Consider the following 25,620-nt stretch of genomic DNA (forward strand, 5'->3'; position numbering starts at 1 on the left):
AGGTCAACGCGCATCGAAGGATCGGTGAAAAATTACGGCGTGGAAATGATCTCCGCCGGAGGCGTCGCCATGATCAAAGACATTCTCGTCCACATTCCGACCGAACGACCAATGCGCCCGGTCATCGACGGCGCGGTGTCGCTCGCAGCCGGCTTCAACGCCCACCTCGATGCGGTGTCGGTCGGCTATGTCGCAACCAGCACGGCCTATGTGATGGAAGGCGGAGCGGCGGTGGCCGCCGTGTTCGAGATGGAGCGCGAACGAGCGATGGAGCGCGCTGAAACGGCGCTCACGGTGTTCGAGACGGAAGCCGAGCGTGCCGGCATTTCCCATCACTGCCACCCAATCGGAGCGATCCCGGCGGATGCGATCGACATGGTGGGCGCGATGGCGCGTCTCCATGACCTCAGCGTCGTGCTGCAGCCCGATGCAGATTATGGATCCTTCGACAGCGACCTGCCGCAGGAAATCCTGTTCCAGGCGGGTGGGCCGGTGCTGTTCCTGCCGCATATCTTCCGCGCCCCCTTCAAGACACGGCGTATCGGCATCGCCTGGGATGGCAGCCGCGTCGCGGCGCGCGCCCTGCGCGACGCGATGCCGTTCCTGTCGCGGGCCGGGGAGATCGTCATCATGACGGTGAACGAATCGACGTCAGGGCCCGGCGCGGCTCCGGCCGATCAGCTCGCAAGGCATCTGGCACGGCTCGGGCTGGAAGCACGGATCGTCGGCCTGTCGGCGACCCGCGCCGACATTCAGCCGACCATCCTGTCACTCGCGGCCGACGAGAGCCTCGATCTCCTCGTGATGGGCGGCTATGGCCATTCGCGCTTGCAGGAGCGCGTGCTGGGCGGCGTCACGCGCGCGATGCTGCAAACCATGACGGTCCCGACGCTGATGTCGCATTAGCGCCAGCTTTGCGCCTCACGCGGCGGCGGTATGCTGCCAATCTGCCGGGGCTGCTGCGTCGTCAGAGCCCTTTGTATTGCACGCATCGAAGTGAGCCTTCAGCTCGGCTTCGGCGAGATGTTCGAAATGCTCGGCTTGACCGAGAAGATCCCAGCTCTGCAGGGGTCGATATGCCGCCTGCTGACGGCACAAGGACGCCAGAGCACGGTACCGACGCACGTTCTCCATGAGAATCTCCCACCTTGGCTACGCCCGGCTTATTTCGCCGGTTTGCGTCACACCCATTGCACTCGTGCGAAACATTTGTTGCGTGGACCACTCTTTACTCTGAAAGAGTTAACGCGAACGTCGACCCGCTGGCATTGCCCTGGGTCAAACTTTGGGAAAGTTTCGCCGAGCCCTCAATTCTGTTGGTGCCACAAAGTTGCGGCATCTGTGGGGCAAGTCACAACCAAATGCAGCAATTTTCGGTACAAATTTTCTCGTATGGCCGCAAACAAGGTAACGGCGGTACACAGGGGCTTGCGACAGATCAGCATGCAGCTCGCGACTTCCCGAGCCGCGCGGAACTGGAACCGGCGGCTCTCTTATTTGGTGCAGCGGAGATTGAGCCGATCGGATCGGAATACCGTTCGACCAAGTGGATGCCCGACTTCGTACCCTACATCGCCCCGAAGGCGTCGCTTGCCCCGCGATTATCGAATCAGCTCGCTCTTGCCCTTTCGCGCCAGCGAAGACGAACCATATTGCAGCTTCGGAACCCGGCCGGCCTCCGCAGCCAGTCGGATCGCGGCGATGTTGTCCGCGTAGTTGGTACTGCCGTCGCCGCGGAACACCGCCGATCCCGCCACCAGCGCATCCGCGCCGGCAGCCGCAACGACGGCCGCGTTGTCGCGCGTGACGCCGCCATCGACCTGAAGCCGGATCGGCCGATCGCCGATCATCGCGCGGATACGCTGGATCTTCTCGATCTGAGATCCCAGGAACGATTGCCCGCCGAAGCCCGGATTGACCGTCATCACAAGAATGAGGTCGACGCGATCGAGTATGTATTCGATCGCGGCTTCCGGCGTTGCCGGGCACAGGCTCACGCCGGCCTTCTTGCCAAGCGCGCGGATCGCCTGCAAGGAGCGATCGAGATGCGGACCGGCTTCGGCATGGACCGTGATGATGTCGGCACCTGCCCTGGCAAAGGCTTCGAGATAGGGATCGGCCGGCGCGATCATGAGATGAACGTCGAACGTCTTGGTCGTGAACGGCCTGATCGCCTTGATCACGTCGACACCAAAGCTGATGTTGGGCACGAAATGCCCATCCATCACGTCGCAATGAATCCAGTCGGCTCCGGCCGCATCGATCGCGGCGATCTCTTCACCGAGACTCGCAAAGTTCGCGGCAAGGATCGAGGGGGCGATGACAATCTCGGGTATCATGGCTTTGCGCTCCGCTCACCGGCCCCGCCGCCGCTGAATACGCGGCTCGCCAGCACGTCCGAGGAATCGATGGTCTCGAGATCCGCGATCCCAAGCATGCGATCGAGATCGGTAACCAACCGATCGGCCTGCCGCAGGCGGATGCGATCGACCGCGTTGCGGATCGAACGCGCATTCGAGAAGAACGGCTGCGTACGGCGCAGCGCGATGTACCTTTCGAAAGCCTCGCGCGCGGCAGTAGAGAAGCGATATCCCCGCTCCTGTAACATCAAGTCCGCAATAAAGAGCAATTCCGGCTCCGAATAGTCGGGAAATTCGATGTGGTGGGCGATGCGCGAGCGGAAGCCGGGATTGGAGGCAAAGAAATTCGTCATCCGCTCGCCATAGCCGGCGAGAATGACCACGAGGTCCTCGCGCTGGTTCTCCATCACCTGGAGCAGGATCTCGATCGCCTCCTGGCCGTAGTCTCGCTCGTTGTCGGGACGATGCAGGTAGTAGGCTTCGTCGATAAACAGCACGCCGCCCATTGCCTTCTTCAAGATCTCCTTCGTCTTCGGCGCAGTATGGCCGATATATTGCCCGACGAGATCATCACGCGTCACCGAGATCACCTGCCCCCGCCGCACGAAACCGAGGCCGTGAAGGATCTTTGCCATGCGCAGCGCGACGGTGGTCTTGCCGGTGCCCGGATTGCCCGTGAAGGACATGTGCAGCGTCGGTGGCGCCGCGACGAGGCCGGCGCGTTGGCGTATCCGCTCGATGAGGAGGAGCGAAGCGATCTGGCGCACCCGGCTTTTCACCGGCTTTAGTCCGATCAGCTCCTGATCGAGCTCGCGCAGCGTCTCGGTGATTCCTGCCGCTTCGGCCTCCTTGCGGAGATCGAAAATGCCCTCGCTCGTCTCGGTGGCTTTCACATCGGGCAGATCAAGCATGGGCATCTCGAAAAAAAGGGCTTCGCCGCGAACGAACGGCGAAGCAGTTGTCCGCCAAGGAAGCGGAGCAGGGAGAGCTCCGCGCGGAAATGAATGCTCTCTAAGTCGAAGCGTGCTCAACCGGCTTGCGAACGGTGGTGTAGCGGATCGCGCGTCCAGCAACCTCCTGCCGCACCAGCTCGAATTCGGCTTCCTTTGCAGGCCGGTTGACGAGGAAGGAGATCCGCACCGACTCCCAGCCATGGCTGGAATCGAAGCCGCTGATGCGGATATAGCGGTCGCCATAAACTCTGCGGCATTCGGCGAGCTCCATCATCACGCCGGCGGCGTCCGCGAGATCGAACATCGGCAGACCCCACATCTCCCAATAGGTGTTGCGGGGATGCGGATCATCGGTGAACTCGATGTTCACGGCCCAGCCGTTGGCGAGGCAGTACTGCACCTGCTTGTAGATCTGATCATCGGTGAGATCAGGCAGGAAGGAAAAACACCCTTGCGTCAACTTCATCGCATGTCTCCTCAAACGGATTCCAGCGCCGTGGGCACGAAGTCCGGCGTGTCGGTGGATTGGTAGTTGAAGGTCACGTCCTTCCAGACCTCGAGCGCAGCCTTTAGCGGCGTGCAGGTCTGCGCTGCCTTAGCCAGGATCTCCGGCCCCTCGTGGACGTAGTCGCGGCCCTCGTTGCGGGCGAATATCATCGCTTCCAGCGCCACGCGGTTGGCTGTCGCGCCTGCAGCAATCCCCATGGGATGACCAATCGTGCCGCCGCCGAATTGCAGCACGACGTCCTCGCCCAAAAGGTCCAGCAACTGGTGCATCTGGCCGGCATGGATGCCGCCGGAGGCAACCGGCATCATCTTGTTGAGGCTCGCCCAGGACTGGTCGAAGAACAGGCCATGCTCGAGCTTCAATGGGTTGAAGTCCTCGCGGCAGACGTCGTAATAGCCGCGCGTGGTGTTCGGGTCACCTTCGAGCTTGCCGACCACGGTGCCGGCATGGATGTGGTCGACGCCGGCAAGCCGCATCCATTTGGCGATGACGCGGAACGACACACCGTGGCTCTTCTGCCGCGTATAGGTCGAGTGACCCGCACGATGCAGATGCAGGATCATGTCGTTGCGGCGCGCCCATTTCGCCATGGACTGGATCGCGGTGTAGCCGATGACGAGGTCGATCATGACAATGACCGAGCCGAGCTCCTTGGCGAACTCGGCGCGCTCATACATATCCTCCATCGTCGCAGCGGTGACGTTGAGATACGTGCCCTTCACCTCGCCCGAGGCGGCCTGTGCGCGGTTGACGGCCTCCATGCAATAGAGGAAGCGGTCGCGCCAATGCATGAAAGGCTGCGAGTTGATGTTCTCGTCGTCCTTGGTGAAGTCGAGCCCACCTTTAAGTGCTTCGTAGACGACACGGCCGTAGTTGCGCCCGGAGAGGCCCAGCTTCGGCTTCACCGTTGCCCCTAGCAGCGGCCGGCCGAACTTGTCGAGCCGCTCACGTTCGACCACGATACCGGTGGCTGGCCCCTGGAACGTCTTCACATAGGCGACCGGGAAGCGCATGTCCTCGAGTCGCAACGCCTTCAGTGGCTTGAAGCCGAAAACGTTGCCGATGATCGAAGCCGAGAGGTTCGCGATCGAGCCCGGTTCAAACAGGTCGAGGTCGTAGGCTATATAGGCAAAATACGAGCCCGGCGTGCCCGGCACCGGATCGACGCGGTAGCACTTGGCGCGATATTTCTCCGCCGCGGTCAGACGATCAGTCCACACCACCGTCCAGGTCGCGGTCGAGGATTCACCGGCGACCGCCGCCGAGGCCTCGATTGGATCGACACCCTCCTGCGGCGTCACGCGGAATAGCGCGATGACGTCGGTATCCTTCGGCGTGTAGTCGGGCTCCCAATAACCCATGCGCTTGTATTCCATGACGCCGGAGCGATAGCGCTCTTTGCCGCGGACCGTGCCTGCATGTGCGTTCATGTCTCTCTCCTGCTCTTCTCTGCTCTTTCTGATTGATTAGGCCGCGACGGGTTCGCGGGCGTCGATGCGCGGGTCCAATTCGCCGGCGCGGTATCGCCGCGCCATCTCGCTCATGGAAATGACCTTGATCTTGCTGGCGTGGCCCGCGGTGCCGAACTGCTCGAAGCGTTCACGGCAGAGATCGCGCATCGCGTCCATCGCAGGCTTGAGGAATTTGCGCGGATCGAACTCCGAGCGCGCCTGCGATGCAACCTTGCGGAACACGGCTGTCATCGCCAGACGGCAGTCGGTGTCAATGTTGACCTTGCGCACGCCGCTCTTGATGCCGCGGACGATCTCCTCCACCGGCACGCCCCAGGTCTGGGGCATCTCGCCGCCGAACGCGTTGAACATGTCCTGGAGTGGTTGCGGCACCGATGAAGACCCATGCATGACGAGATGCGTGTTCGGCAGCCGACGATTGATATCCTCGACCACCCGCATCGCCAGAATGTCGCCATCCGGCTTGCGGCTGAACTTGTAGGCGCCGTGCGAGGTGCCCATCGCGATCGCCAGCGCATCGACCCCGGTGGCACGGACGAAATCGACGGCCTGATCGGGATCGGTCAGCAACTGATCGTGGCTAACCTTGCCCTCGACACCGTGGCCATCCTCTTGCTCGCCTGCACCATGTTCGAGTGAGCCGAGCACACCGAGTTCGCCTTCGACGGAGGCGCCGACCCAGTGCGCGAGGTCGGCGACGCGGCGGGTGATTGCAACGTTGTAGTCGTAGTCAGCCGCCGTCTTGGCGTCGGCCTTCAGCGATCCGTCCATCATGACGGAGGTGAAGCCATGGGCGATTGCACTGGCGCAGGTCGCCTCGTCATTGCCGTGGTCCTGATGCAGGCAGAGTGGGATGTCCGGATAGGTCCGCTCCAGCGCATCGATCATGTGCGAGAGCATGAGATCGCCGGCATAGCTGCGCGCGCCGCGCGAGGCCTGCATGATCACGGGCGCATCGACCTCGGCCGCCGCCTGCATGATCGCGATGCCCTGCTCCATGTTGTTGATGTTGAACGCCGGAACGGCATAGCCGTGGTGAGCTGCGTCATCCAGCAGTTGCCGAAGGGTAATGCGAGCCAAGGGACGTCTCCGTTCGTTTCTCGTCTTTCGGTTCAGATCAGCCGGCCCATCGCTACCGCGGTGTCGGCCATGCGATTGGAAAAACCCCATTCGTTGTCGTACCAGCTCATCACCCGCACCAGATTGCCGTCCATGACCTTGGTCTGGTCGAGATGGACGATGCTGGAGCGCGGGTCGTGGTTGAAATCGGTCGAGACGTTGGGCGCGCCGGTAAAGCCCAGAACGCCCTTGAGCCGGCCATTCGCGGCGGCCTGCACGGCGTCATTGATCTCCTTCGCGCTCGTTGCGCGCCTGGCCACGAACTTGAAATCCACCGCCGAGACGTTTGGTGTCGGCACGCGGATCGCCACGCCGTCGAGCTTGCCCTTGAGCTCCGGCAGGACCAGCCCGACCGCCTTGGCCGCGCCAGTCGATGTCGGGATCATCGACAGCGCCGCGGCGCGGGCGCGGTAAGGGTCCGTGTGAAGAGTATCGAGGGTCGGCTGATCTCCGGTGTAGGAGTGGATCGTGGTCATGAAACCCTTCTCGATGCCGACGGTCTCATTCAACACCTGGGCAAGCGGCGCGAGGCAGTTGGTCGAGCACGAGGCGTTGGAGACTACGACGTGATCGCCCGTCAACTTAAGATGGTTGACGCCGAACACGACGGTGAGATCGACCTCGCTCGCGGGCGCCGAGACCAGCGCGCGCTTTGCACCGGCCTGAAGATGCGCAGCCGCCTTGTCGCGGGAGGTGAAGAGGCCCGTGCATTCGAGCGCAATATCGATGCCGAGCGCGCGATGCGGAAGCTGCGAAGGGTCCTTGATCGCGGTCACCTTGATTGGACCTCGACCTATGTCGATGGTGTCGCCGTCGACCCTGACTTCGCCCGGGAAGCGGCCGTGGACAGAGTCATATCGGAGCAAATGTGCATTGGTTTCGACCGGTCCGAGATCGTTGATCGACACCACCTCGATATCGTTGCGGCGGGACTCTGCGATCGCGCGCAGCACGTTGCGGCCGATCCGTCCAAATCCGTTGATGCCGACACGCAAGCTCATGCTGCTTTTCCTTCCCTCGCGCGGGCGACCGAGCGCCTGGCCGCTTCCGCAACGCTCGGTGGTGTGATGTTGAATTCGCGGTAGAGAACAGGCGCCGGCGCAGAAGCGCCGAAGCCGCGCATGCCGACGAACTCGCCGTCCGCGCCGATCCAGCGCGGCCAATCGCCGAGGACCGCGGCTTCGATGCCGACGCGCGGCGCAGTGCCCAGCACGGCAGCGCGGTACTCCTCTCGCTGCTCCCAAAACAGCGCGAAGCAGGGCGCGGAGACAACAGCCGCGCGGATGTGCTCGGTCGCGAGCAGGCGCGCGGCCTCGATCGCAATCGAAACCTCCGAGCCGGTTGCAATCAGCGTCACATCGCGGCCGCCGTCAGGCGTGACGACGAGATAGGCGCCGCGTGCAACGCGATTTGTGCCGCGCGCATCGCTGCGGAAGGTCGGCAAAGCCTGACGCGACAGACACAGCACGGAGGGACGCGTCGTCGCTTCCAGCGCGCAGTCCCAGGCTTCCAGCGTCTCAACGGCATCAGCGGGACGGAACACCAGGAGATTCGGGATCACGCGCAGCGCCGCGAGATGCTCGACCGGCTGGTGCGTGGGCCCGTCCTCACCAAGTCCGATGGAGTCGTGGGTCATCACGTGGATGACACGCAGCTGCATCAGGGCTGCAAGCCGGATCGCCGGCCGGCTGTAGTCGGAGAATGCGAGGAACGTCCCGCCATAGGGGATGAAGCCGCCATGCAGCGCAATGCCGTTCATCGCGGCCGCCATGCCGTGTTCGCGAATGCCGTAGTGGATATAGTCGCCCGCGAACCTGCCGCGCGTGACGGGAGCCTGCGTCTTCGCATGCGTCAGGTTCGAATGGGTCAGATCGGCCGAGCCGCCGACGAGGCCCGGGATCGACGAGGCGATGCCGTCGAGCACCTGTTGCGAAGCCTGCCGCGTCGCAAGCTTCGGACGCTCGGTGGCAAAGCGCTCGCGCAATTTCGCCGACGCCTGGGCATAGGCATTCGGCAGGGCCAGAACCTTGCCCTCGATGAACAGCTCGCGCTGCGCAGGGCTCGCGCACTCATAGCGATCGAGCCAAGCGAGACGGTCGACCTGCCCGCGCTGCCCGATCATGCGCCACGCCTTGAGGATCGGGATCGGTACCACGAAGGGCTGATAGTCCCAGCCGAGAGTCCTTCGCGCTGCCGCCGTCTGCTCGGTGCCGAGCGGCGCGCCATGCGCTTTCTCGGTTCCCTGACGATCCGGCGCGCCGTAGCCGATGATGGTCCGGCAGGCGATCAGTGACGGCCCTGCGGTTTGGCGCTCTTCCGCGATCGCCTGCGCGACCGCCTCCGGATCGTGCCCGTCGACGCGGCGCACCGACCAGCCGGACGCAGCGAAGCGTGCTAGCTGGTCGTCCGAGGTCGCAAGCGAGGTCGGCCCGTCGATGGAGATGCCGTTGTCGTCGAACAGGACGATCAGGCGGCCGAGCTGGAGATGGCCGGCGAGCGAGATCGCCTCCTGGCTGATGCCTTCCATCAGGCAACCGTCGCCGGCGATCACGTAGGTGAAGTGATCGACGAGGCCATCGCCATGCTGCGCGTTGGCCATGCGCTCGGCGAGCGCCATGCCGACCGCGGTAGCGATCCCCTGCCCGAGCGGACCCGTTGTGGTCTCGACGCCTGGCGTGTGGCCATATTCCGGATGACCCGGCGTCTTCGAGCCCCATTGCCGGAAAGCCTTGATGTCGTCGAGGCTGACGGCGCCGCCGGTAAGATACAGCAGCGCGTAGAGCAGCATCGAGCCATGGCCCGCGGAGAGCACGAAGCGGTCGCGATCCGGCCAGTTGGGATGCGCCGCGTCGAACTTGAGGAAGCGCGAGAACAGCACGGTCGCGACGTCGGCCATGCCCATGGGCAGGCCGGGATGGCCGGACTGCGATTGCTCGATGGCATCGACCGCGACGAAGCGGACGGCGTTGGCGAGGTCAGCATGGCTGACCGCGCTGAGGTCGGCTTCGGCATGAACCGAGATGTTCATCGGACCCTCCCGTTGTTGTCGTTGCTGTGCATCACTTCATGCTTCGCTTGCGCTCGATCAGCTGCATGATCAAAGGTGTCAGGATGAGCTGCATCGCGAGATCGAGCTTGGCGCCCGGACAGACGATCGAATTTGCACGCGACATGAAGCTGTGCGGCAGCATCGAGAGCAGATAGGGAAAGTCGATGCCGCGCGGGTTCTTGAAGCGGATCACGACCATCGATTCATCCGGCGTCGGGATCCAGCGCGCGATGAATGGATTGGACGTGTCGACCGTCGGCACCCGCTGGAAATTGATGTCGGTCTCGGTGAATTGCGGGCAGATGTAGTGGATGTAGTCTGGCATCCGCCGCAGAATGGTATCGGTGACGGCCTCGGTCGAATAGCCCCGCGCGCTGCGGTCGCGGTGCAGCTTCTGGATCCATTCGAGATTGATGACGGGCACGACACCGATCTTCAGATCGGCATAGCGCGCGACGTTCACCTTGTCGGTGACCACGGCGCCATGCAGGCCTTCGTAGAACAAGAGGTCGGAATTCTCCGGCAGCTGCTCCCATTCGGTGAAGGTGCCGGGAGGCGCGCCATACAGTGCAGACTCTTCGGTGTCGTGGATGTAGTGGCGCGTCACCGCGGTGCCGGTCTCGCCATAGTCGCGGAACGCCCGCTCAAGCTCCTCGAACAGGTTGGTCTCGGGACTGAAATGGCTGAAATGCTTGTTGCCGCGCTCGGCCTCCTTCGCCATCTGCGTGCGCATCTCCGCGCGGTCGTAGCGGTGAAACGCATCACCCTCGATGTAGACAGCATTGACGCGCTCGCGAAAGAAGATCTGCTCAAAGGTCTTCTTGACCGAGGTCGTGCCGGCGCCGGACGAGCCGGTGATCGAGATGATCGGATGCTTCCTGGACATACGCTATCCTCCTCACAGCCGGAAGAAGCCGCGCCGCGCGAACAGCGGCGCGGAGACGCTCGCGACCAGCAGCGGATCGCAATGCAGCTCCTCGACCCGCCGCACCTCGTGGTGCGAGCCCATGATCAGCGGCGCGCGCTGGTGCAGATTGTGCGCAGCGAGATCGAGGATGCGCTCGCGCCCGGTCGAAGCCGCACCACCCGCCTGCTCCATGATGAAGGCCATCGGATGCGCCTCGTAGGTCAGGCGCAGGCGGCCGTCGCCGTAACCGGGGCGCGCGTCGGAGGGATAGAGGAACACACCGCCGCGAGTCAGGATGCGATAGGCTTCCGCGACGAGCGAGGCGACCCAGCGCATGTTGAAATTGCGGTTTGCCGGACCGTCGACGCCGGCAAGGCATTCGTCGACGAAGGAGCGCACCGGCGCATCCCAGTGCCGGCGGTTCGAGGCGTTGATCGCGAACTCGTCGGCCGTCTCGGGGATCTGCACGCCGCGCCGCGCCAGGCGGAAACAGCGCGCGCGATCCAGCGTGAAGACGTCAACGCCATCGCCAAGCGTCAGGACCAGCGAGGTCTGCGGACCGTAGGTGACGAAGCCCGCCGCAAGCTGCGCCGAGCCGCGCTGGTGGAAGGCGAGGCCAAGATCATCAGGGGCCGGCAGGATCGAGAAGATCGTGCCGACCGTCATGTTGATGTCGATATTGGAGGAGCCGTCGAGCGGATCGATCGCTACGCAGATTTTTGCCGCGCGGTCGACGATCTGAGGCTCGCGCATCTCCTCCGAGGCAAGCGCCGCGATCTGCGCTTGGCCGAGGCAGCGGCGCAGGACAGCATCCGCCCGCAGATCGAGGTCGCGCTGCAGATCGCCATCGCTGTTGCAGCCGGTGGTCAGACCCGAGGCATCTGACAGCTGTCCGGTGCCGGTGAGGTCGGCGATATCGATCGCAGCGGCGGCGATGGCATCCACCGCACCTGCCACGGCCAGCGCCTCAGGGGCGGTTTCAGAATACCGTTGAAGATAGTCGTCCAGCCTGAGTTGCCCGGTCATGTTGCGTCCATCCCCTCGCGGCCGCCGCTATCCTTGTTCCCGGATCGGGAGTGGAGCGGCTGGTCCCAGCACGAAGAAATTGACAGAGCTGACGCAATAAGGAAAATTTCTATTCATAATGACCATCAAAGAATTTTCTTATAATGGCCATCCAGCGACCCAGCTCCGGCATCTGACGATCCGGCAGCTTCGGTCACTCGCCGCGCTGTCGGCAAAGGGCAGCGTGACGGCGGCCTCGACGCACCTCGGGCTGACGCAGCCGGCAGTCACCCAGCAACTTCGGCAATTGCAGGATCTGGCGGGGCTGCCGCTGGTGCAGCGAACCGGCGACGGCATGTTGTTGACGGAAGCGGGCAAGGAGGTGCTTGCGCTCGCCGATCGCGTCGAAGCTGCGATCGCGGATTGTCAGGGCGCGCTCGATCTTCTGGCCGGGCGAACCGGCGGCACGGTTCATCTCGGCGCGGTCTCGACCGCAAAATACTTCGTGCCGCACGCGATTGCGGCGTTCTCGCAGCGCTATCCGAAGATCGAGATCAAGCTCACTATTGGCAATCGCGAGGACATCCGCGAGGCCATGCACGGCTACGATCTCGATTTCGCGGTGATGGGCCGGCCACCGGCCGATGTCACGGTCGACGTGCGTCAGCTCGGGCGCAACCCGCACATCATCGTCGCGCGCAAGGGACATTGGCTGGAGAAGGATTCCGGCCTCAACCTGACCGACCTCGTGCACGAGACTTTCCTCACCCGCGAGCCCGGATCCGGCACGCGGACGCTGATGGAAGGCATGTTTCAGAAGTCCGATCTCGAGCCGATCATCGGCATGGAGATGAGCAGTAACGAGACCATCAAGCAGGCGGTGATCGCAGGCCTCGGCATCGCGTTCATCTCCGCGCACACGGTCGCGCACGAACTCGCCGAGGGCCGTCTCATCATCCTCGACGTCGCGGGCCTGCCAATCGTCCGGCAATGGTACGTGATCCGCCGCAGCGACAAGGTGCTGCTGCCACCGGCGCAGGCGATGTTCGATTTTCTGGGCTCGGAGGGTTCGAACTACCTGCCGGACGTGCCGGAATTGCGCGGACGCTGACTGAGGCCGCGTTTATTCCGCGGGAAGCAAGCTCTCCGGCCGGCCGGTACCCTCGCTGGCCCCCGCAGTAGCCGCATCGATGCCCCGGTCGAACGTCAGCTTATCAGCTTCATGATCAGCGCCGCTGCCAGGACGCAGATGATCTGGAGCAAGCGCTCGGTGGTGAATATCCTATTGAAGGTCGTCATTACAGTCCCAGCCCGCGATTCGTTCAGCAGAGTGCTAGCACGCCTTCACCGAAGCAATGAAACATCGCGATGATTGGAACCGCATGGCGTGAGATGGTACCGGAACTTTCGCCGGCCTCACTGCGAATTACGGGCGACAGTCTTCTCCGTGCCCTTCAGGCCGCCGCCATTGATGATCGTCATGGTCTGACGACAGAGATCGGCAAAGCCGATCAACAGCACGCTGAACAGGAAGAACAGATTGATGTCATGCGCGTCGGCGCGGGTCAGCGTGCTGAACTCGAAGAAGGGCGGCATGAACGCCCACCAGACCAGCGGAACGGCGAGCAGGATGGCGAATACCGCCGCAGGCGCTCCTGCAACGATCCCCACGATGAACACGGCCGGCAGGAACGCGGCGAAGTAGAGCTGGGCTCCAAGGAGAACGCAGACGCCCTGGAGACTAGCCGAGGCCGCCAGCACGATGAAGGCAAACGCAAAGGCCTGCCAGGACCACGGCCGTATTTTCGGTCCAGAGAACGCTCCCGGGCGGCTCATTGGAAATCCCCTTTTGCGCCGCGAACACGGCTGAGGTTCCAACCAAACTAGCACACCCGTTCAGGGCCGCGATAGATGTGCACTGCGGAAACAGACCATGTGAGTCCCGGTAAATAGCCACCGCGCAGCCACGGTTGACGCCGTAACTCGTCTCGGCCGTTTGCGGATTGGCGCCTATGCCGCCATCAGTTCCCGACCGGCTTGAGCGGGCCCGGACCAGCGACGATCGCCGCAGGCGAAGTACGCCTCGAGCTCCGCCAGCGCGCGGGATTCCCATTCGCCCGCCTGCTCCAGCAGAGACCAGCTCTGGTGCGGCCGGAACGCGGCGGTCTGGCGGTGCAGTGACGCGATCGCCCGATAGCGTCGTACGTTCTCAAGGATGGCTTTCCCGTCCATTTCGAAAACTCCCCAATTCCCATTCGCTGGAGCCAAAGTTGCGTCAGAACCTTTTTCGATTCGTTAGCGGCGGACGGAGAGACGCCAGATAGTTTCCGAATCCTTGCCCGTGCCGCCAGGTGCCTCACTCGAAGGCAGCGTAGATCAACGCCGCGGCCGGCAGCGCAAAGCCGATCCAGGAGGCAAGGATCCAGCCGCCATGCGCAAAGGCAAAGCCGCCGAGCGCGGAGCCCGCGGCACCAGCCGTGAAGAACGTCGCCATATAGAGACCGTTGAGACGGCTGCGGTGTTCCGGGCCGAGCGCGAAGATCGCGCGAAAGCCAAGGACGACGTTGCCCTGCACGCCGAAATCGATCGCGATCGCCGCGATGACGAGGCAGGCGAGATTCAGCGTGGAGCCGGCGACGCCGACATGCGTGATCAGAAAGGCGGCGGCGACCAGCAGCATGGCGGCGAGCGTCGCGCCGCGGCTATGTCCGCGATCGGCGATCCGTCCGGCGATCGGCGCGGCCACGGCGCCGGCGACGCCAGCGAGCGCGAACAGCGCGATGCCGCGCTGCGACAGGCCGAACGCAGGGCTCGACAGCAGAAGCGGCGTCACCGTCCAGAACAGGCTGAACGCTGCGAACAGAAAGGCCTGATAGAGCGCGCGGCGCTTCAGGACCGGCGTGCTCCGCGCCAGCTGCGGCATCGATCGCAGCAAGTCGAGATAATGCAACCGCTCAACCGGCATGCGCCGCGGCAGCGCCCACCAGAGCACGAAAGCAAGCGCGATCATGAGCACAGTCGAGCCAAAGAAGACGGCATGCCACGAGGCGATCGACGTCAGGAAGCTCGAAACCGGCCGCGCCAGCATGATGCCGAGCATCAGGCCGGTCGAGACATTCCCGACAACGCGTCCGCGCGTTGCTGCCGGCGCAAGGTGCGCGGCATAGGGAATGATGATCTGGACCGCGACCGAGCCAAGCCCGATGAAGAGGGCAGCGAGAAGAAATGGCAGGGCCTCCGTCGCGCAGGCGGCGGCCAGCAATGCAGCGGCGCCAAGACCGATCACGGAGCAGATCAACGTGCGGTTTTCGACGAGATCCCCGAGCGGGACGATCAGGAGGAGCCCGACGCCATAGCCGATCTGCGTCATGGTAACGATCAGGCCCGCAGCGTCGTGTGAGAGGCGCAGCGCCGTGCTGATCGGCCCGATCAGCGGTTGCGCATAATAGATGTTCGCCGCGACCATGCCGCAGGCGGCGGCAAGCAGAAGGGTCAAGCGTCGCGAAACCGCGCCCTCGTCGGACACGGCTTCGATCGTGGCATTCATCGTCATCACACACTCCGTGCATAGGAAACGATCGTTTCCTAATTAGTCAAAAATTCAGGCGAGCAGCTTCATCGCGACCTCGACCAGACGCTCGCCGTCGAGCGGCAGTCGCGCCTTGCCGACGACGCGCAGTCCCTGCGTCATGCAGATCATCAGGCGCGCGGTATCGTCGGGATCGACATGGCGAGGGACCGAGCCGTCTGCCTGCCCTTCGCGAATGAGGCCGGCGAGAAAAGCTTCATTGGTTTTGAGCCGGGCCGCAACCCACGCCGCGATCTCCGGATCGACGGCGGCCAGTTCGACGGCACTGCCGACCACGAGACAGCCGCGACGTCCTTCGCTGCCCTGGGACGCCTCAACGTAGGAAAGCAGCACGTTGCGCAGGCGGTCGCGTCCGCTTGTGCCCTGCGCGGCAGCGCGCCGAACTTCGTCCTGGCGCCGCGCCGTGTAGCGCTCGAGCGCGGCGAGGAACACGGCATGCTTGTCTCGAAACGCCTTGTATATGCTGCCTGTCGCAAGCTCCATTGCCGCGGTCAGATCCCCGATCGACGTGGCATGGTAACCGCGTTCGCAAAACACTCGCACCGCCTTGTCGAGCGCCACGTCCAGGTCAAACTCGCGCGGCCGGCCGGGCGGACGGGAGATGGGCTGCAATTCTCGTGCGCTCCTTCGCATTCGCACAATTTAGAGAACAATCGTTTCCAAATCAAGCAGCTCTTGATCGATGATACCTTGACCGCCATTCGCGGCTCTCGGACCAAACTGTCGCAGAGTCTTGTTCAACATCCGTAAGGAACCAACCGGCCTCGCCACGATTTCTCTCGAAAAGAAGAGGAGAGGAACATGGCAAGGCACCTGACACGCGCCCGCCTCGCGCGCTGCGTCGCCGGCGCGGTTTCGACGCTGGTTCTCTGCGCGACCGCTGTCTTCACGATCGCCCGTCACTTCGCTGCGTGAGGGAGAAGTCGCATGACATCCGACCCGGAGGAGTCAGTTCGCTTGCAAGGCTACGGCGAGATGACGCTGCGCACCGCGCTCGCCACGCTGATGGCGCTGCCGGCGCGCGATCGCGCGGAGGCTGCGATCTTCCGCATCCGCGACGCCTCAAGACTTACATCGCGCGAAATCGGCATGCTTGCATCGGAATGGGGTATCTGGCCGACAGGCGAGACCGGCACCGACCAACATTGGCCAGACATCGTCCGCGGCATGGTTCGCGAGGCGCCGCTGCCATCGTTGCTGGTGGCCTTTCTGCTTGGCGTACTGGTGGCGCGCAGATGATGGCGCGCGCTCGCTAAATCGGACTCATGTAAACGAGATCACGGTGTTCCGCGAAACCCGGTGAAACCCGATGGCTCGCGAAATCGCGACCGTTCGTTGAGGAACGGCTGCTAGCGGCAGGGATTGGTCCCCTGTCAAACCGGGACATGGAGACAACCATGACACGTATGAAACTTGTGAGCGCGGCCGCACTGATGGCCACGATTTTGCCGCTCGCGACTGCAAGCCCCAGCCTCGCCGCGGGACGCGGTCCGGGCTGGTGTACCCCGTCGAGTGAAAACGCCGTAGGCGCGTCCGGCCCCGCGATGAGCGGCGGCCAGTTGATGGCCGGGGTCGGCCAGTGCCGACGCCTCGGCGGCTGGCACCACACCAACACGTATGGCTACTGGGGCCCGGGTTATGGATACGCCGAGCCCGGCTGGGGCGCGCCGGCCTACGCTCCGGATGAGTACTGACGCTTCAGCTCTGTAGTGCAAGGCACAGCGGCGCGGTCGATCTCGGCCGCGCCGCATGTGTTTTGCGGAAGCGCCGACCGGAGAATCGTGCCAGGTGGCGGCGACGATGCTCAGCGCGTCGCCGCAATCCTGGCGCGGAAGCTCGCCTGCCCCTGCATGATCTTGTCGACCAACGCATCGAGCGCCCAGAAGCGCTCATGGATGTCGAAGTCGACGGCCCGGCTTCCGATGCAGGAGAATGTACCGAGCCGCTGGTGATACAATTTCGCCAGCTTGGGATAGCCCATCGGCTCGGCCATCGCGGCAAGCGCGAGACAGACGGAAAGATCGTCCGCCAGTGCCGGCTCGGTGGAATGGCGTATCATGAGCCACTTGTACAGATCCGGGTGAAAGTTCGTGAACACGCCAGTGAAACCTCGCGAGCCGGCCTTCATCGCATCGAAGGCGATCGCCGCATTGGCATTCACGACGGCAAGTTTTGAGTTCTTCGTCAGCGCCACCCGGCGTTGCACGGTGGCGAGATCGCAGGATACGTCCTTGAGAATCACGAACCGTCCGCTCTCGGCGCAGAATCTCAGCTCCTCGTCGGAGAGGAGCCGGCGGAACGGCGCGGGGCATTCGTACAGGCCGAGCGGCAGATCGGCCGGCAGGCGATCGAGCAGCCAGCGCAGATGATCCATGAAGGCGGCGCTTCCCTCGTCCTTTGGATCGAGGCGGTTCGTCACCAATACCAGGCCGTCGACACCGGTGGCGGCAATCGAGGTGAGCTCGGTCAACTGATCTTGGCGCGATTCGCTGATATGGCCGGACGCAATAACCGGCAGCCGGCCTGCTGCCTTTCGCGCGACAAAACGGGCGAGCTCAACGCGCTCATCGAGGCCAAGAAACTGCATCTCGCTCGACTGGGCCACGGCGAACAGCGCATCCGCGCCGTTTGCTATGTACCACTCAATGAGGTTTTCGAGCCCCTGAAAGTCGATGGCATCCGCTTCGGTGAAGGGGGTCAGCATCACGGGAATGATGCCTTGGATTGGTGCGGTCACGGGCCAGCTCCTAAAACGGCGGAATCACGTCGATGATAACGACGAGGCCGACGTTGCGCGCCTCGATGGGGAAGGTCAACAGCAGGACGCCGTTATGTAGCGCGGTCGGCACCACGCCGCGCGCTTGGATCGGTGCCTTGTCCCTGTGTCACGTCCGAGCGGACGAGAGATGACGGGCGAGAAATGCGACCCCGCGCGCGGCGCCATCGGCGCTCACGCGATGGGTGGCGAACGCATCACCGACAAATTCGAGGCGGGCGCCATAGCCGTGGGAGAGCAGATCGGCCTGCAGTCGAACGCTTTCTGCATAGGGAACCACTTCGTCGCGCTGACCGTGCCACATGAAAAGCGGCCGCGAACCGATCTCATGCAACCGGTTTGTCACCTCGTAATCGGCAAGGCTCTTCAGGCGTCGATCATGTTCCTCGCGCGTCTGCTCGGCAAAGCTGCCGAGCGGTGGATGGACAGTCCGCGCGGCATCCCGGAAATAGCCTGATGCCATGTAGCTTGCGGCAGCCGCAATCCAATCGTAGCGCGCGAGGCAACCCAGCGTGACGAAGCCGCCCATGGACGTCCCGGCAACACCGATCATCCGGGTATCGAGGAGTCCGCGCCGCTCGTAGAAATCGCGATAGGCCGGAAGCTCGTCGATCGAGCGTTTGAGTATCTCGTAGAAGCGGCCGAGCCGGACCGCGTCATCGCCATCGAAGCGCGCGCCATGCGTGTCTGCTTCCGGCAGGATGGCCCTGAGTCCGGCCCTCGCTAGCATGTATCCGAAGAACGCGCTGACTTCCTTGGACGATCGATAGCCGTGAAAGAAGAAGACGGTCGGCAGCGGCCGTTCCATGGCATCGCGTGGTGCCGCGTGAATCGCCGGGATGCCGTCAATGCTGTCTTCGAACATCAAGATCACGGATACGCTCCTCGGATGGTCCCTAAGCCTTGCAGCCTGCGCTGGAGATCCATCGTGAACCTGGCCGGATCCGAGACGTCCTGCCCGACGATCAGAGGTGCCACCATGTCGAGGATCGCGGCCGAAACGGCTGGCCGGCACGCGTAGGAAAAGCATTCCCCCCAGCCGACAAGTCCGTTCTCCGCTGTGATCCGTACGAGGACGGTTTCGAACCGGTCCCACCGCTGCGGCGTGAGATCAATGCCATCTCCTCCGTCCGCGAACGGTATGTCGAGCTCGTAAACTTCAACTGCTGCAATGCGCATTCTGCATTCGCATTCTGGTCGTTTCTCACCACTCGGAAAGGCGGCTTGGAGAGCCGACGAACTCGCCATCGACGAACGAACCGCCCTGCGCGAATTCGCCGGGCCTCAAGATTGCGTCCATGGCGGGGTACGGATCTTTCTCGATGATCGCAGCCGCATAGTCTTCCGCCCGGTCGAGTGGCCTGTAACCGAGCACGTCGGCCTCGGCGCCATCATAGAAGGAACGCGCATTGTCCGAGACACCATATGCCACCGCGTATCTCAAATCGGGCTTCCGTACGCCAATGGCCACGAGCTGCGCGAAATCGCGAGGACTGAGCCAAATCGAGAGTCGTCGTCGATCGATCGGTTCCGGTTCGGCCGAACCGATCCGGATGCAGAGCACGCGGAGTCCGTACTTGGCAGCGAAGAACGCACCGAGCAGCTCGCCGAAGGCCTTGGTCACCCCGTAGCGGCTGTCCGGACGCAAGGGACTATCGGCGCTCAGGCGGCGATTGCGGGGATACATGCCGACCACGTGATTGCTGCTGGCGTAGATGACACGCTCGACACCGGTTGCTCGCGCCGCTTCAAAGACGGCGATGCACCCCTCGATGTTCCCGGCGATCTGATCCTGCCACGGAGCATCCGTTGTGCAACCAGCCAAATGCAGGACGGCACGGCAGCCCGACATGGCCGCGCGCAACCCGTTCTGGTCGGCAAGGTCGCACACGACCTGCTCGTCTTCGCTGGACTCAATGAACTTGCTCCGGTCGAGCAGACGCAGTTTGAATCCAGCGCGCCGCAAGTGGGGAATCGTCATCCTCGCCACGCTGCCCGCCCCGCCCGTTAGCAGCAGCCGATCTTCCGCGCTCATATCGATATCTCCCTCTGCACGCCTCAAGCCTCCAGCGAAATGTGGACGGCCCCCTGAAGGCTTCGGCCCGGCTGCAAGACCACTCGGCCGGCGCCCTGTATCCCGGCTTCCGTCATATTGAATCCGTCAGCCGCGTGACTGGTCGGCTCGACGCAAAGGTATTGCACCTATCCAGGCTGGTGCACGACCAAGTGTCCGAACGTCGCATCCGCCCATATGCGGATGACGTCGCGGTTGAACCTGCGAATTTCGAACGTTCCATCCCAGCCGCTGCGATAGAGCGTGACTGGCTCCTCCGGCAGAGAACGTTCGGGACAAGAATGTCTCGTGGCACGCCGTCGCGCCCCAGACGAAGATCGATCACGCGACCTCCGAGCGCCGGAGCGATCTGGAGTCGCGCCCCACTCTCGGCCAGCTCAAAGATCCCTTGCAACTTCGTTCTCCGTCATGCTGGGTTCGGCGGCCTCCTTCGCTTTGGGGAAGAAGGCCGTCCGGTTCTCGTTACGCAGAAGCAAGACCGCTGACCTGTGTTGCCGTCGCGCGCCGCTCACCGATGACTATCGCGACGACCAGAAAGGCAACAATGTCAAAGACGGAGAGCAAGACGAACAACGGCTCGTAACCGAACACGCCAGATAGTTGCCCGAGCAGGAGCGAGAATAGCGTTCCACCGATCCAACCTGCCATGCCGCACATCCCTGTCGCCGCCGCGATATCCCGTTTCTCGAACACGTCCGTGCCGAGGGCATAGAGGAGGCTGGACAGCATTCCATGCGCGAACGCACCAAGGGAGAAGAGCATGATCGCAGCGATCGGGCCGCTGACCAGCCCGAGGAGCCCCGGACCGATCATGCAGGATGCGCCTATACCGACGACCGCAATCCGCGAATTGATGCGCGTCATGCCGAACATTCTGACGAGCAGCGGGGCCAAATATCCGCCGAGGATGCAGCCGAGGTCGGAGCCAAGGAACGGCAGCCATGCGAACAAGGCAAACTGCTTGATGTCCATTCCGCGCGCGGTGATCATATAGAGCGGAATCCAGAAGCTGAAGGTTTGCCAGGCCGGCTCGGTCAGGAACCGCGCGACCGCGATGGCCCAGAACTGACGCTTCGCCAGAACCTCGCTGAACGAGGGCTTGGCAAGCACGGATGCGTCCTGTCCCGCCAGGATGTACGTGCGCTCCTCCTCGCCGAGGCGGCCATGCTGCTCCGGATCGCGATACAGAAAGAACCACAGCAGCCCGTAGACGGCAGCCATCGTGCCGCTGATCACAAACGCGACCTGCCATCCCCAAGCGAGCGATAGCCAGATTACGAGGGGCGGGGCGATCGCACCGCCGATCGAACTGCCTGTGGTGACCCAGCCGGCTGCGACGGATCGTTCCTTCGCCGGAAACCAAATGCCAAACGTCTTCACTGCGGATGGAATGGCCGCGGCTTCAGAAACTCCCAGCAAGGCCCGGAAAAGCGCCAGCGACAGCCAGCCGCCCGCCAATGCATGCAGTGCGCAGGCAGCCCCCCAAGCAACGGAAAAAAGAGAAAATCCGCGTCGAAGGCCAATGAAGTCGACGATGTAGCCCGCAAGAGGCTGCATGAACGCGTAGCAGAGGCCGAACGTTGCAACGATATAGGAATATTGTTGGGTCGAGAAATTCAGCTCATGCTGGAGCGTTGGGGCCAAGACGCCCAATATGTTTCGGTCGATGTAGTTGATCACGGTCCCGGTTGCGACCAGCGCCAACATGTACCAACGTAAGCCAGGCAATGCCTTCATGTTTCCTCTCCAAGAGTGACCTCTCCGGGTCATTCGTTTCCGTAGATGCCCGCGATGTCCTGCTACCATCGACGGAGGAACTCAGCGCTGAGGTAAAAATTGGCAGCGCACAGGGCGCAACGACCTTCACCCGCCGAAGCGCCACGGCCCAATTCGCGCTCGAATACGTCGCACGCCACCCCGATATCAGTTGTTTTCAGAGCACGGAGCAGTGACGTCCTTTTTGTCAGAGCAGGAAGTCGAATTCCGCGAATTTTGTCGCCTCGCGGAACGAGCCATCGATCACGGTTACTGCCGATGCTGCCGTAAGAAGCGCGCGTCTCCTTCTCTCGATTTTTCTTTGAAGGCGATGTTGCGCACGGTTGCTCTTTGAGCTCAAGTTACGCCAGTCATTCACGGCGTCCGCAGTCCCACGAAGTGAGACTAAAGCGCGATAGCTGGATGAATCGTCATCCCTCTTCAGGTTATTGTTTGAGCATGATCTTCGCGCAAAACGCGTTCCGCGTTTGTCGCAAGGGAAAACCGCTTCACACTTTGCGCTAACGCGGCCCTTCGGGCCGGATCGTGCTCTAGAAAATAAGCTTTGGCGTCATGCCCATCAGGCCGCGTCTACGTGCTGGCGGCTGAGCTAACGTGCAGTTCGCAGGATGTTGGCCATCCGGAGGAAATCGTGTCTCTGAGCAGAAACTTCGCCACCACATCGATCTGCTCGGATGCCATCAATGGCGGGACGTGTCCGCAATCGTCGAACTGAAAGACGTTGGCCACTCGATTGCGCTTGCGCATCTCGGCCGCGAGATCGAACGACAGCAGGTCCGAATTTATGCCGCGCAGCACCAGCACGGGCACGTTGATGGCTTCCCAATAGTCCCACAGGTTCAACGCCGCGAACCAGGGCAACCTGAAGCCCTTGGCGATAGCGGGATCGCATAGCAGCGCATAGCCCTGCCGGCCGTCATCCCAGCGGACGCTATGTTCGGTCAGGTGACGCCAGTGCTGATCGGCGAGCTTGCCGTAAGGCGCCAGCACCGTCCGGAAGTACGTCTCGGCATCCTCGATGGACTTGAACAGCGCCGGCATGTTGCCGATGTACTGGCCGATCCGTTGCAACCCCGTCGACGACACGAAGGGACCGATGTCGTTGATGACGAGCCTGCGCACGATGCTGCCGGAGAAACCGGCCATGATCATGCCGATCAGGCCGCCCAGCGAGGTCCCGACCCAATCCACCTCGGACACGCCGAGACGCGCGATCAACGCGTTCATGTCGGCGCAGTATTGCGGCAGCGTGTAGTGGTCGGGGTTGTCGATCCAGCCGCTGCGGCCTCGGCCCGGCAGGTCCGGGCAGATCACGCGACGGCCGGCAGCGACCAGCCGTGCCGCAAGATGATCGAAGTCCCGCCCCTGCCGCGTCAGCCCGTGAACGCAGACGATCGGCCTCTTGTCGTCGACGGGCCCCCAATCGGTGTACGCCAGCTGGTGGAAACCAGACGGCGAAAGGCCCTGCACGACACCCTGGCGATCAGGCCGAGGCTGCTGCGACCCGTCCCTTCGAACCCTCAATGCCGCCTCTTCCGAACCGTCAGACATCCCGCCTCTCCTGGCAAGTCACGACACGAACGCTTGCCGCGCACGGCGCCGACAACCCGTGAGCCAATTGACGTTCGTTCAACAACGCTACGATTTCCAGTTTTTGCGCATCTCTTCGAAATTGTCCGTCATGCGCTGCTTGATCAGGTTGAACACCTCGGCGTTGGACTTCGCCGTCATCTCGGCAAACTCGCGAGCGCTGGTCAGTGCCGCCTCGAACGACTTGGCCGCCAATTCGCGTCCCTGCTCGCCGGAAAGCTTCATGTCACGCATCATCGCCGCCGCGTGCTCCGATGCGGAGCGAAGAATTTCCAGCTGATGGCGCGACACCTCGGCCGCCGTTTCGTTCGACAGCTGAGCCGCCTTGGAGATGGCATCGATCGTGTTGCGCTGCCTCTCGAGCAATGCGGGCACGTCGACATCGGGCAATTTGAACGTCCGTGAGAGTTGCTCCATCTGCTCTTTCACGGCCTGAGCGATCTTGTCGGCGTCTGTCGTCATACATCTCTCCTTGAATATTCTACCTGTTCGCTGGATCGATCGATGCTTGAGAGCGTGCAAAGCGCTGTGCTTCGGCCTGCGTCTCGAAGATGTGCGGGGCGACGTGGCGCTCGGCGAGCCCTTCGCCCAGCTTCAGGCGCATGAAGGCGCTGGTGGTGTAGCGCGAGGCCGAGCTGTAGTAACGCTGCTCGAGATAAGCGATCATCGAGAAATAGGTGTCACTGACGCTCGGCTCCAGATGGAAGCCGTCGTAGTTTGCGACCAGCGCCACCGGCTTGCCGACGGCGCGACAGGCGCGCTCGACCTCGCGCCGGACCAGATCGACGTCCTCGACGGTCCTGACGTCAAAGCCCTCGAAATTGACGAACAGCGTGTTGCGCTCGGCATCATAGCCGATACGGTCGGCGAGACCCCGGCCGAGCAGCATGTGGGCGAGCCCCATCGGTCCCTCACGGAAGATGCGCGGGTCCATCGGGCGCACGTTGCGGATCTGCGGCTCGAAATCCATCTGACCGAGAATGTCGCGGTCGATGTCGATGCCGGGCGCCACCTCGATCAGCTCGACGCCGACCGGCGTCCGCTGCAGCACGCAGCGCTCGGTGACATAGAACACCGGCTGGCCGGTCTCGGCGGCATGCTCGCCGCTGAAGGTGATCTGCTCGACCGCGGAGATGAACTTCTTCGCGGAGCCTTCGCGCAGGACGTGCAGCGCGCCGTCCTCGACCGCGACCTTCAGGCCGCCGCTGGTGAAGGTGCCCGCGAACACCAGCTTCTTCGAGCTCTGCGAGATGTTGATGAAGCCGCCGGCGCCGGCAAGCCGCGCGCCGAAGCGGCTGACATTGACATTGCCCGCGCCATCCACCTGCGCCATGCCGAGGCAGGCCAGATCGAGCCCGCCGCCGTCATAGAAGTCGAACTGCTGGTTCTGGTGGATCACCGCGTCCGGATTGAGCGCGGTGCCGAAATTGAGCCCGCCCTGCGGCATGCCGCCGATGATGCCGGGCTCGGCGGTCAGGGTCAGGAATTTCAACATGTGCTCTTCGGCGGCAACCGCGGCGACGCCCTCGGGCATGCCGATGCCGAGATTGACGACGCCGCCCGGCGGCAGCTCGAAGGCGCAGCGCCGCGCGATGATCTTGCGCTCGTCGAGCTCCAGCGGCTTGACGCGGTCCATCGGCACGCGCTGGCGGCCGGAGAAGGCGTGGCTGTAGGTCGCGCCGTAGGTCTGGACGTGATTGGTGGGGTCGGCGACGACGACGCAGTCGACCAGGATGCCGGGTATCTGCACCTCGCGCGGGTTGAGCGAGTTGCTCGCCGCGATGCGTTCGACCTGGACGATGACGAAGCCGCGCGAATTCTTCGCCGCCATGGCCATCGCCAGATTGTCCAGCGTCAACGCCTCGCGCTCCATGGTGATGTTTCCGGCCGGATCGGCCGTGGTGCCGCGCAGCAGCGCCACGTTGACCGGAAAGGACTTGTAGCGCAGCCACTCCTCGTCATTGATCCGCATCAATTCGACGAGGTCTTCGGTGGTGCTCTCGTTGAGCTTGCCGCCCTGCAGGCGCGGATCGACGAAGGTCTTCAGACCCACCTTGGAGATCACGCCGGGACCGCGCGCGGCGATGTTGCGATAGAGATGGGAGATGCAGCCGAGCGGCAGATTATAGGCCTCGATCCGGTTGGCGAGCGCGAGCTCACCGAGCTTGGGTACCAGCGCCCAGTGACCGCCGACCACGCGCTTCAGAAGACCGTCATGGGCGAGCCGATTGAGGCCGCGGTCGGCGGCATCGCCGGGCGCGGCGGCGAACATCAGCGTCAGATCCGACGGATGGCGGGTCTCGCGAAACCGCTTCTCCAGCGCGATCAGGAGCTCGTCGGGGGTGCCGATGCCGACGAAGCCGGATGTGCAGACCGTGTCGCGATCGCGGATGATGGCGACAGCCTCGTCGGCGGAAACGATCTTGTCTTTGCTCATCATGC

General features: G+C 63.2%; 26 protein-coding genes. 4 read left to right on the plus strand and 22 right to left on the minus strand.

The features are described from left to right. The first annotated feature begins 69 nt into the window (after positions 1–69). Entirely contained in the window at positions 70–906 is an 837-nt protein-coding gene (locus SO180_RS10375) for a universal stress protein (protein ID WP_449378711.1), read from the plus strand. Positions 907–921: 15 nt separating this feature from the next. Here the strand turns inward: SO180_RS10375 and SO180_RS10380 are convergent, their stop codons facing one another. The 10 genes from SO180_RS10380 to SO180_RS10425 all read right to left on the minus strand — a co-directional run bounded on the left by SO180_RS10380 (position 922) and on the right by SO180_RS10425 (position 11,394). Next, positions 922–1,134: a hypothetical protein gene (locus tag SO180_RS10380; protein ID WP_449378712.1), complete on the minus strand. Its 213-nt coding sequence runs from the start codon at positions 1,132–1,134 to the stop codon at positions 922–924. Between the two features lie 467 nt (positions 1,135–1,601). After that, complete coding sequence (gene rpe / locus SO180_RS10385) at positions 1,602–2,339, minus strand: ribulose-phosphate 3-epimerase (protein WP_449378713.1); 738 nt, start codon at positions 2,337–2,339, stop codon at positions 1,602–1,604. After that, the gene (gene cbbX, locus SO180_RS10390; RefSeq protein ID WP_449378714.1) at positions 2,336–3,271 is read right to left on the minus strand and encodes a CbbX protein; all 936 of its coding nucleotides are present in this window, start codon (positions 3,269–3,271) and stop codon (positions 2,336–2,338) included. The genes rpe and cbbX overlap by 4 nt, the downstream gene beginning before the upstream one ends. Positions 3,272–3,371: 100 nt before the next feature. After that, positions 3,372–3,779 carry a ribulose bisphosphate carboxylase small subunit gene (locus SO180_RS10395; RefSeq protein ID WP_449378715.1) on the minus strand — a complete coding sequence of 136 codons (408 nt, stop codon included), beginning with the start codon at positions 3,777–3,779 and terminating at the stop codon, positions 3,372–3,374. A gap of 11 nt (positions 3,780–3,790) precedes the next feature. Continuing rightward, a complete protein-coding gene (locus tag SO180_RS10400) occupies positions 3,791–5,251 on the minus strand; it encodes a form I ribulose bisphosphate carboxylase large subunit (RefSeq protein ID WP_449378716.1) in 1,461 nt (486 codons plus the stop codon). 36 nt (positions 5,252–5,287) lie between these two features. After that, positions 5,288–6,373, minus strand: coding sequence for a class II fructose-bisphosphate aldolase (gene fba / locus SO180_RS10405; protein WP_449378717.1), 1,086 nt, complete (start codon positions 6,371–6,373; stop codon positions 5,288–5,290). Positions 6,374–6,405: 32 nt separating this feature from the next. Beyond that, positions 6,406–7,413, minus strand: coding sequence for a type I glyceraldehyde-3-phosphate dehydrogenase (gene gap / locus SO180_RS10410; protein WP_449378718.1), 1,008 nt, complete (start codon positions 7,411–7,413; stop codon positions 6,406–6,408). Then, on the minus strand, positions 7,410–9,440 hold the full coding sequence (gene tkt, locus SO180_RS10415) for a transketolase (RefSeq protein ID WP_449378719.1): 2,031 nt from the start codon (positions 9,438–9,440) through the stop codon (positions 7,410–7,412). The genes gap and tkt overlap by 4 nt, the downstream gene beginning before the upstream one ends. Before the next feature lie 31 nt (positions 9,441–9,471). After that, positions 9,472–10,347: a phosphoribulokinase gene (locus SO180_RS10420; RefSeq protein ID WP_449378720.1), complete on the minus strand. Its 876-nt coding sequence runs from the start codon at positions 10,345–10,347 to the stop codon at positions 9,472–9,474. Positions 10,348–10,359: 12 nt separating this feature from the next. Continuing rightward, the gene (locus SO180_RS10425) at positions 10,360–11,394 is read right to left on the minus strand and encodes a class 1 fructose-bisphosphatase (protein ID WP_449378721.1); all 1,035 of its coding nucleotides are present in this window, start codon (positions 11,392–11,394) and stop codon (positions 10,360–10,362) included. 118 nt (positions 11,395–11,512) lie between these two features. Here SO180_RS10425 and SO180_RS10430 point away from each other — a divergent pair, with 118 nt between their 5' ends. Then, on the plus strand, positions 11,513–12,484 hold the full coding sequence (locus SO180_RS10430) for a LysR family transcriptional regulator (RefSeq protein WP_449378722.1): 972 nt from the start codon (positions 11,513–11,515) through the stop codon (positions 12,482–12,484). Between the two features lie 305 nt (positions 12,485–12,789). Here SO180_RS10430 and SO180_RS10435 read toward each other — a convergent pair whose 3' ends face one another. From SO180_RS10435 to SO180_RS10450, 4 genes are all read right to left on the minus strand, one after another. After that, on the minus strand, positions 12,790–13,209 hold the full coding sequence (locus tag SO180_RS10435) for a DUF4118 domain-containing protein (protein ID WP_449378723.1): 420 nt from the start codon (positions 13,207–13,209) through the stop codon (positions 12,790–12,792). A 174-nt stretch (positions 13,210–13,383) separates the two neighbouring features. After that, a complete protein-coding gene (locus SO180_RS10440) occupies positions 13,384–13,605 on the minus strand; it encodes a hypothetical protein (RefSeq protein ID WP_449378724.1) in 222 nt (73 codons plus the stop codon). 124 nt (positions 13,606–13,729) lie between these two features. After that, positions 13,730–14,926 carry an MFS transporter gene (locus SO180_RS10445; protein ID WP_449378725.1) on the minus strand — a complete coding sequence of 399 codons (1,197 nt, stop codon included), beginning with the start codon at positions 14,924–14,926 and terminating at the stop codon, positions 13,730–13,732. Between the two features lie 48 nt (positions 14,927–14,974). Then, the gene (locus SO180_RS10450) at positions 14,975–15,595 is read right to left on the minus strand and encodes a TetR/AcrR family transcriptional regulator (protein ID WP_449378726.1); all 621 of its coding nucleotides are present in this window, start codon (positions 15,593–15,595) and stop codon (positions 14,975–14,977) included. Positions 15,596–15,889: 294 nt separating this feature from the next. Here SO180_RS10450 and SO180_RS10455 point away from each other — a divergent pair, with 294 nt between their 5' ends. Together SO180_RS10455 and SO180_RS10460 are read left to right on the plus strand one after the other, a co-directional pair. Continuing rightward, the gene (locus tag SO180_RS10455; protein ID WP_449378727.1) at positions 15,890–16,201 is read left to right on the plus strand and encodes a hypothetical protein; all 312 of its coding nucleotides are present in this window, start codon (positions 15,890–15,892) and stop codon (positions 16,199–16,201) included. Positions 16,202–16,359: 158 nt separating this feature from the next. Continuing rightward, positions 16,360–16,656 carry a hypothetical protein gene (locus SO180_RS10460; RefSeq protein WP_449378728.1) on the plus strand — a complete coding sequence of 99 codons (297 nt, stop codon included), beginning with the start codon at positions 16,360–16,362 and terminating at the stop codon, positions 16,654–16,656. A gap of 110 nt (positions 16,657–16,766) precedes the next feature. On the opposite strand, the gene SO180_RS10465 is transcribed toward SO180_RS10460, so the two are convergent. The 8 genes from SO180_RS10465 to SO180_RS10500 form a co-directional block, all read right to left on the minus strand. Beyond that, positions 16,767–17,699, minus strand: coding sequence for a dihydrodipicolinate synthase family protein (locus SO180_RS10465; RefSeq protein WP_449378729.1), 933 nt, complete (start codon positions 17,697–17,699; stop codon positions 16,767–16,769). 148 nt (positions 17,700–17,847) lie between these two features. Continuing rightward, on the minus strand, positions 17,848–18,603 hold the full coding sequence (yjfP, locus tag SO180_RS10470) for an esterase (RefSeq protein ID WP_449378775.1): 756 nt from the start codon (positions 18,601–18,603) through the stop codon (positions 17,848–17,850). 5 nt (positions 18,604–18,608) lie between these two features. Then, positions 18,609–18,917 carry a hypothetical protein gene (locus SO180_RS10475; protein WP_449378730.1) on the minus strand — a complete coding sequence of 103 codons (309 nt, stop codon included), beginning with the start codon at positions 18,915–18,917 and terminating at the stop codon, positions 18,609–18,611. Between the two features lie 25 nt (positions 18,918–18,942). Continuing rightward, the gene (locus SO180_RS10480) at positions 18,943–19,773 is read right to left on the minus strand and encodes an NAD-dependent epimerase/dehydratase family protein (protein ID WP_449378731.1); all 831 of its coding nucleotides are present in this window, start codon (positions 19,771–19,773) and stop codon (positions 18,943–18,945) included. A gap of 501 nt (positions 19,774–20,274) precedes the next feature. Beyond that, positions 20,275–21,492: an MFS transporter gene (locus SO180_RS10485; RefSeq protein ID WP_449378732.1), complete on the minus strand. Its 1,218-nt coding sequence runs from the start codon at positions 21,490–21,492 to the stop codon at positions 20,275–20,277. Between the two features lie 666 nt (positions 21,493–22,158). Beyond that, positions 22,159–23,139 carry an alpha/beta fold hydrolase gene (locus SO180_RS10490; protein WP_449378733.1) on the minus strand — a complete coding sequence of 327 codons (981 nt, stop codon included), beginning with the start codon at positions 23,137–23,139 and terminating at the stop codon, positions 22,159–22,161. Between the two features lie 87 nt (positions 23,140–23,226). Next, positions 23,227–23,640, minus strand: a complete 414-nt coding sequence (gene phaP, locus SO180_RS10495) for a TIGR01841 family phasin (protein WP_449378734.1) — start codon at positions 23,638–23,640, stop codon at positions 23,227–23,229. A gap of 19 nt (positions 23,641–23,659) precedes the next feature. Beyond that, on the minus strand, positions 23,660–25,618 hold the full coding sequence (locus tag SO180_RS10500; protein ID WP_449378735.1) for an acyl CoA:acetate/3-ketoacid CoA transferase: 1,959 nt from the start codon (positions 25,616–25,618) through the stop codon (positions 23,660–23,662). Positions 25,619–25,620 lie beyond the last annotated feature (2 nt).

The sequence above is a fragment of the Bradyrhizobium sp. UFLA05-112 genome, from assembly GCF_053572325.1.

What these genes read in the sequence shown, in the direction of transcription:
- SO180_RS10375 (WP_449378711.1), top strand. Translation starts at nt 70, where the DNA reads ATGATCAAAGACATTCTCGTCCACATTCCGACCGAACGACCAATGCGC.
- SO180_RS10380 (WP_449378712.1), bottom strand. Translation starts at nt 1,134, where the DNA reads ATGGAGAACGTGCGTCGGTACCGTGCTCTGGCGTCCTTGTGCCGTCAG.
- rpe (WP_449378713.1), bottom strand. Translation starts at nt 2,339, where the DNA reads ATGATACCCGAGATTGTCATCGCCCCCTCGATCCTTGCCGCGAACTTT.
- cbbX (WP_449378714.1), bottom strand. Translation starts at nt 3,271, where the DNA reads ATGCTTGATCTGCCCGATGTGAAAGCCACCGAGACGAGCGAGGGCATT.
- SO180_RS10395 (WP_449378715.1), bottom strand. Translation starts at nt 3,779, where the DNA reads ATGAAGTTGACGCAAGGGTGTTTTTCCTTCCTGCCTGATCTCACCGAT.
- SO180_RS10400 (WP_449378716.1), bottom strand. Translation starts at nt 5,251, where the DNA reads ATGAACGCACATGCAGGCACGGTCCGCGGCAAAGAGCGCTATCGCTCC.
- gap (WP_449378718.1), bottom strand. Translation starts at nt 7,413, where the DNA reads ATGAGCTTGCGTGTCGGCATCAACGGATTTGGACGGATCGGCCGCAAC.
- tkt (WP_449378719.1), bottom strand. Translation starts at nt 9,440, where the DNA reads ATGAACATCTCGGTTCATGCCGAAGCCGACCTCAGCGCGGTCAGCCAT.
- SO180_RS10420 (WP_449378720.1), bottom strand. Translation starts at nt 10,347, where the DNA reads ATGTCCAGGAAGCATCCGATCATCTCGATCACCGGCTCGTCCGGCGCC.
- SO180_RS10425 (WP_449378721.1), bottom strand. Translation starts at nt 11,394, where the DNA reads ATGACCGGGCAACTCAGGCTGGACGACTATCTTCAACGGTATTCTGAA.
- SO180_RS10430 (WP_449378722.1), top strand. Translation starts at nt 11,513, where the DNA reads ATGACCATCAAAGAATTTTCTTATAATGGCCATCCAGCGACCCAGCTC.
- SO180_RS10435 (WP_449378723.1), bottom strand. Translation starts at nt 13,209, where the DNA reads ATGAGCCGCCCGGGAGCGTTCTCTGGACCGAAAATACGGCCGTGGTCC.
- SO180_RS10440 (WP_449378724.1), bottom strand. Translation starts at nt 13,605, where the DNA reads ATGGACGGGAAAGCCATCCTTGAGAACGTACGACGCTATCGGGCGATC.
- SO180_RS10445 (WP_449378725.1), bottom strand. Translation starts at nt 14,926, where the DNA reads ATGACGATGAATGCCACGATCGAAGCCGTGTCCGACGAGGGCGCGGTT.
- SO180_RS10450 (WP_449378726.1), bottom strand. Translation starts at nt 15,595, where the DNA reads ATGCGAAGGAGCGCACGAGAATTGCAGCCCATCTCCCGTCCGCCCGGC.
- SO180_RS10455 (WP_449378727.1), top strand. Translation starts at nt 15,890, where the DNA reads ATGACATCCGACCCGGAGGAGTCAGTTCGCTTGCAAGGCTACGGCGAG.
- SO180_RS10460 (WP_449378728.1), top strand. Translation starts at nt 16,360, where the DNA reads ATGACACGTATGAAACTTGTGAGCGCGGCCGCACTGATGGCCACGATT.
- yjfP (WP_449378775.1), bottom strand. Translation starts at nt 18,603, where the DNA reads ATGTTCGAAGACAGCATTGACGGCATCCCGGCGATTCACGCGGCACCA.
- SO180_RS10475 (WP_449378730.1), bottom strand. Translation starts at nt 18,917, where the DNA reads ATGCGCATTGCAGCAGTTGAAGTTTACGAGCTCGACATACCGTTCGCG.
- SO180_RS10480 (WP_449378731.1), bottom strand. Translation starts at nt 19,773, where the DNA reads ATGAGCGCGGAAGATCGGCTGCTGCTAACGGGCGGGGCGGGCAGCGTG.
- SO180_RS10490 (WP_449378733.1), bottom strand. Translation starts at nt 23,139, where the DNA reads ATGTCTGACGGTTCGGAAGAGGCGGCATTGAGGGTTCGAAGGGACGGG.
- phaP (WP_449378734.1), bottom strand. Translation starts at nt 23,640, where the DNA reads ATGACGACAGACGCCGACAAGATCGCTCAGGCCGTGAAAGAGCAGATG.
- SO180_RS10500 (WP_449378735.1), bottom strand. Translation starts at nt 25,618, where the DNA reads ATGATGAGCAAAGACAAGATCGTTTCCGCCGACGAGGCTGTCGCCATC.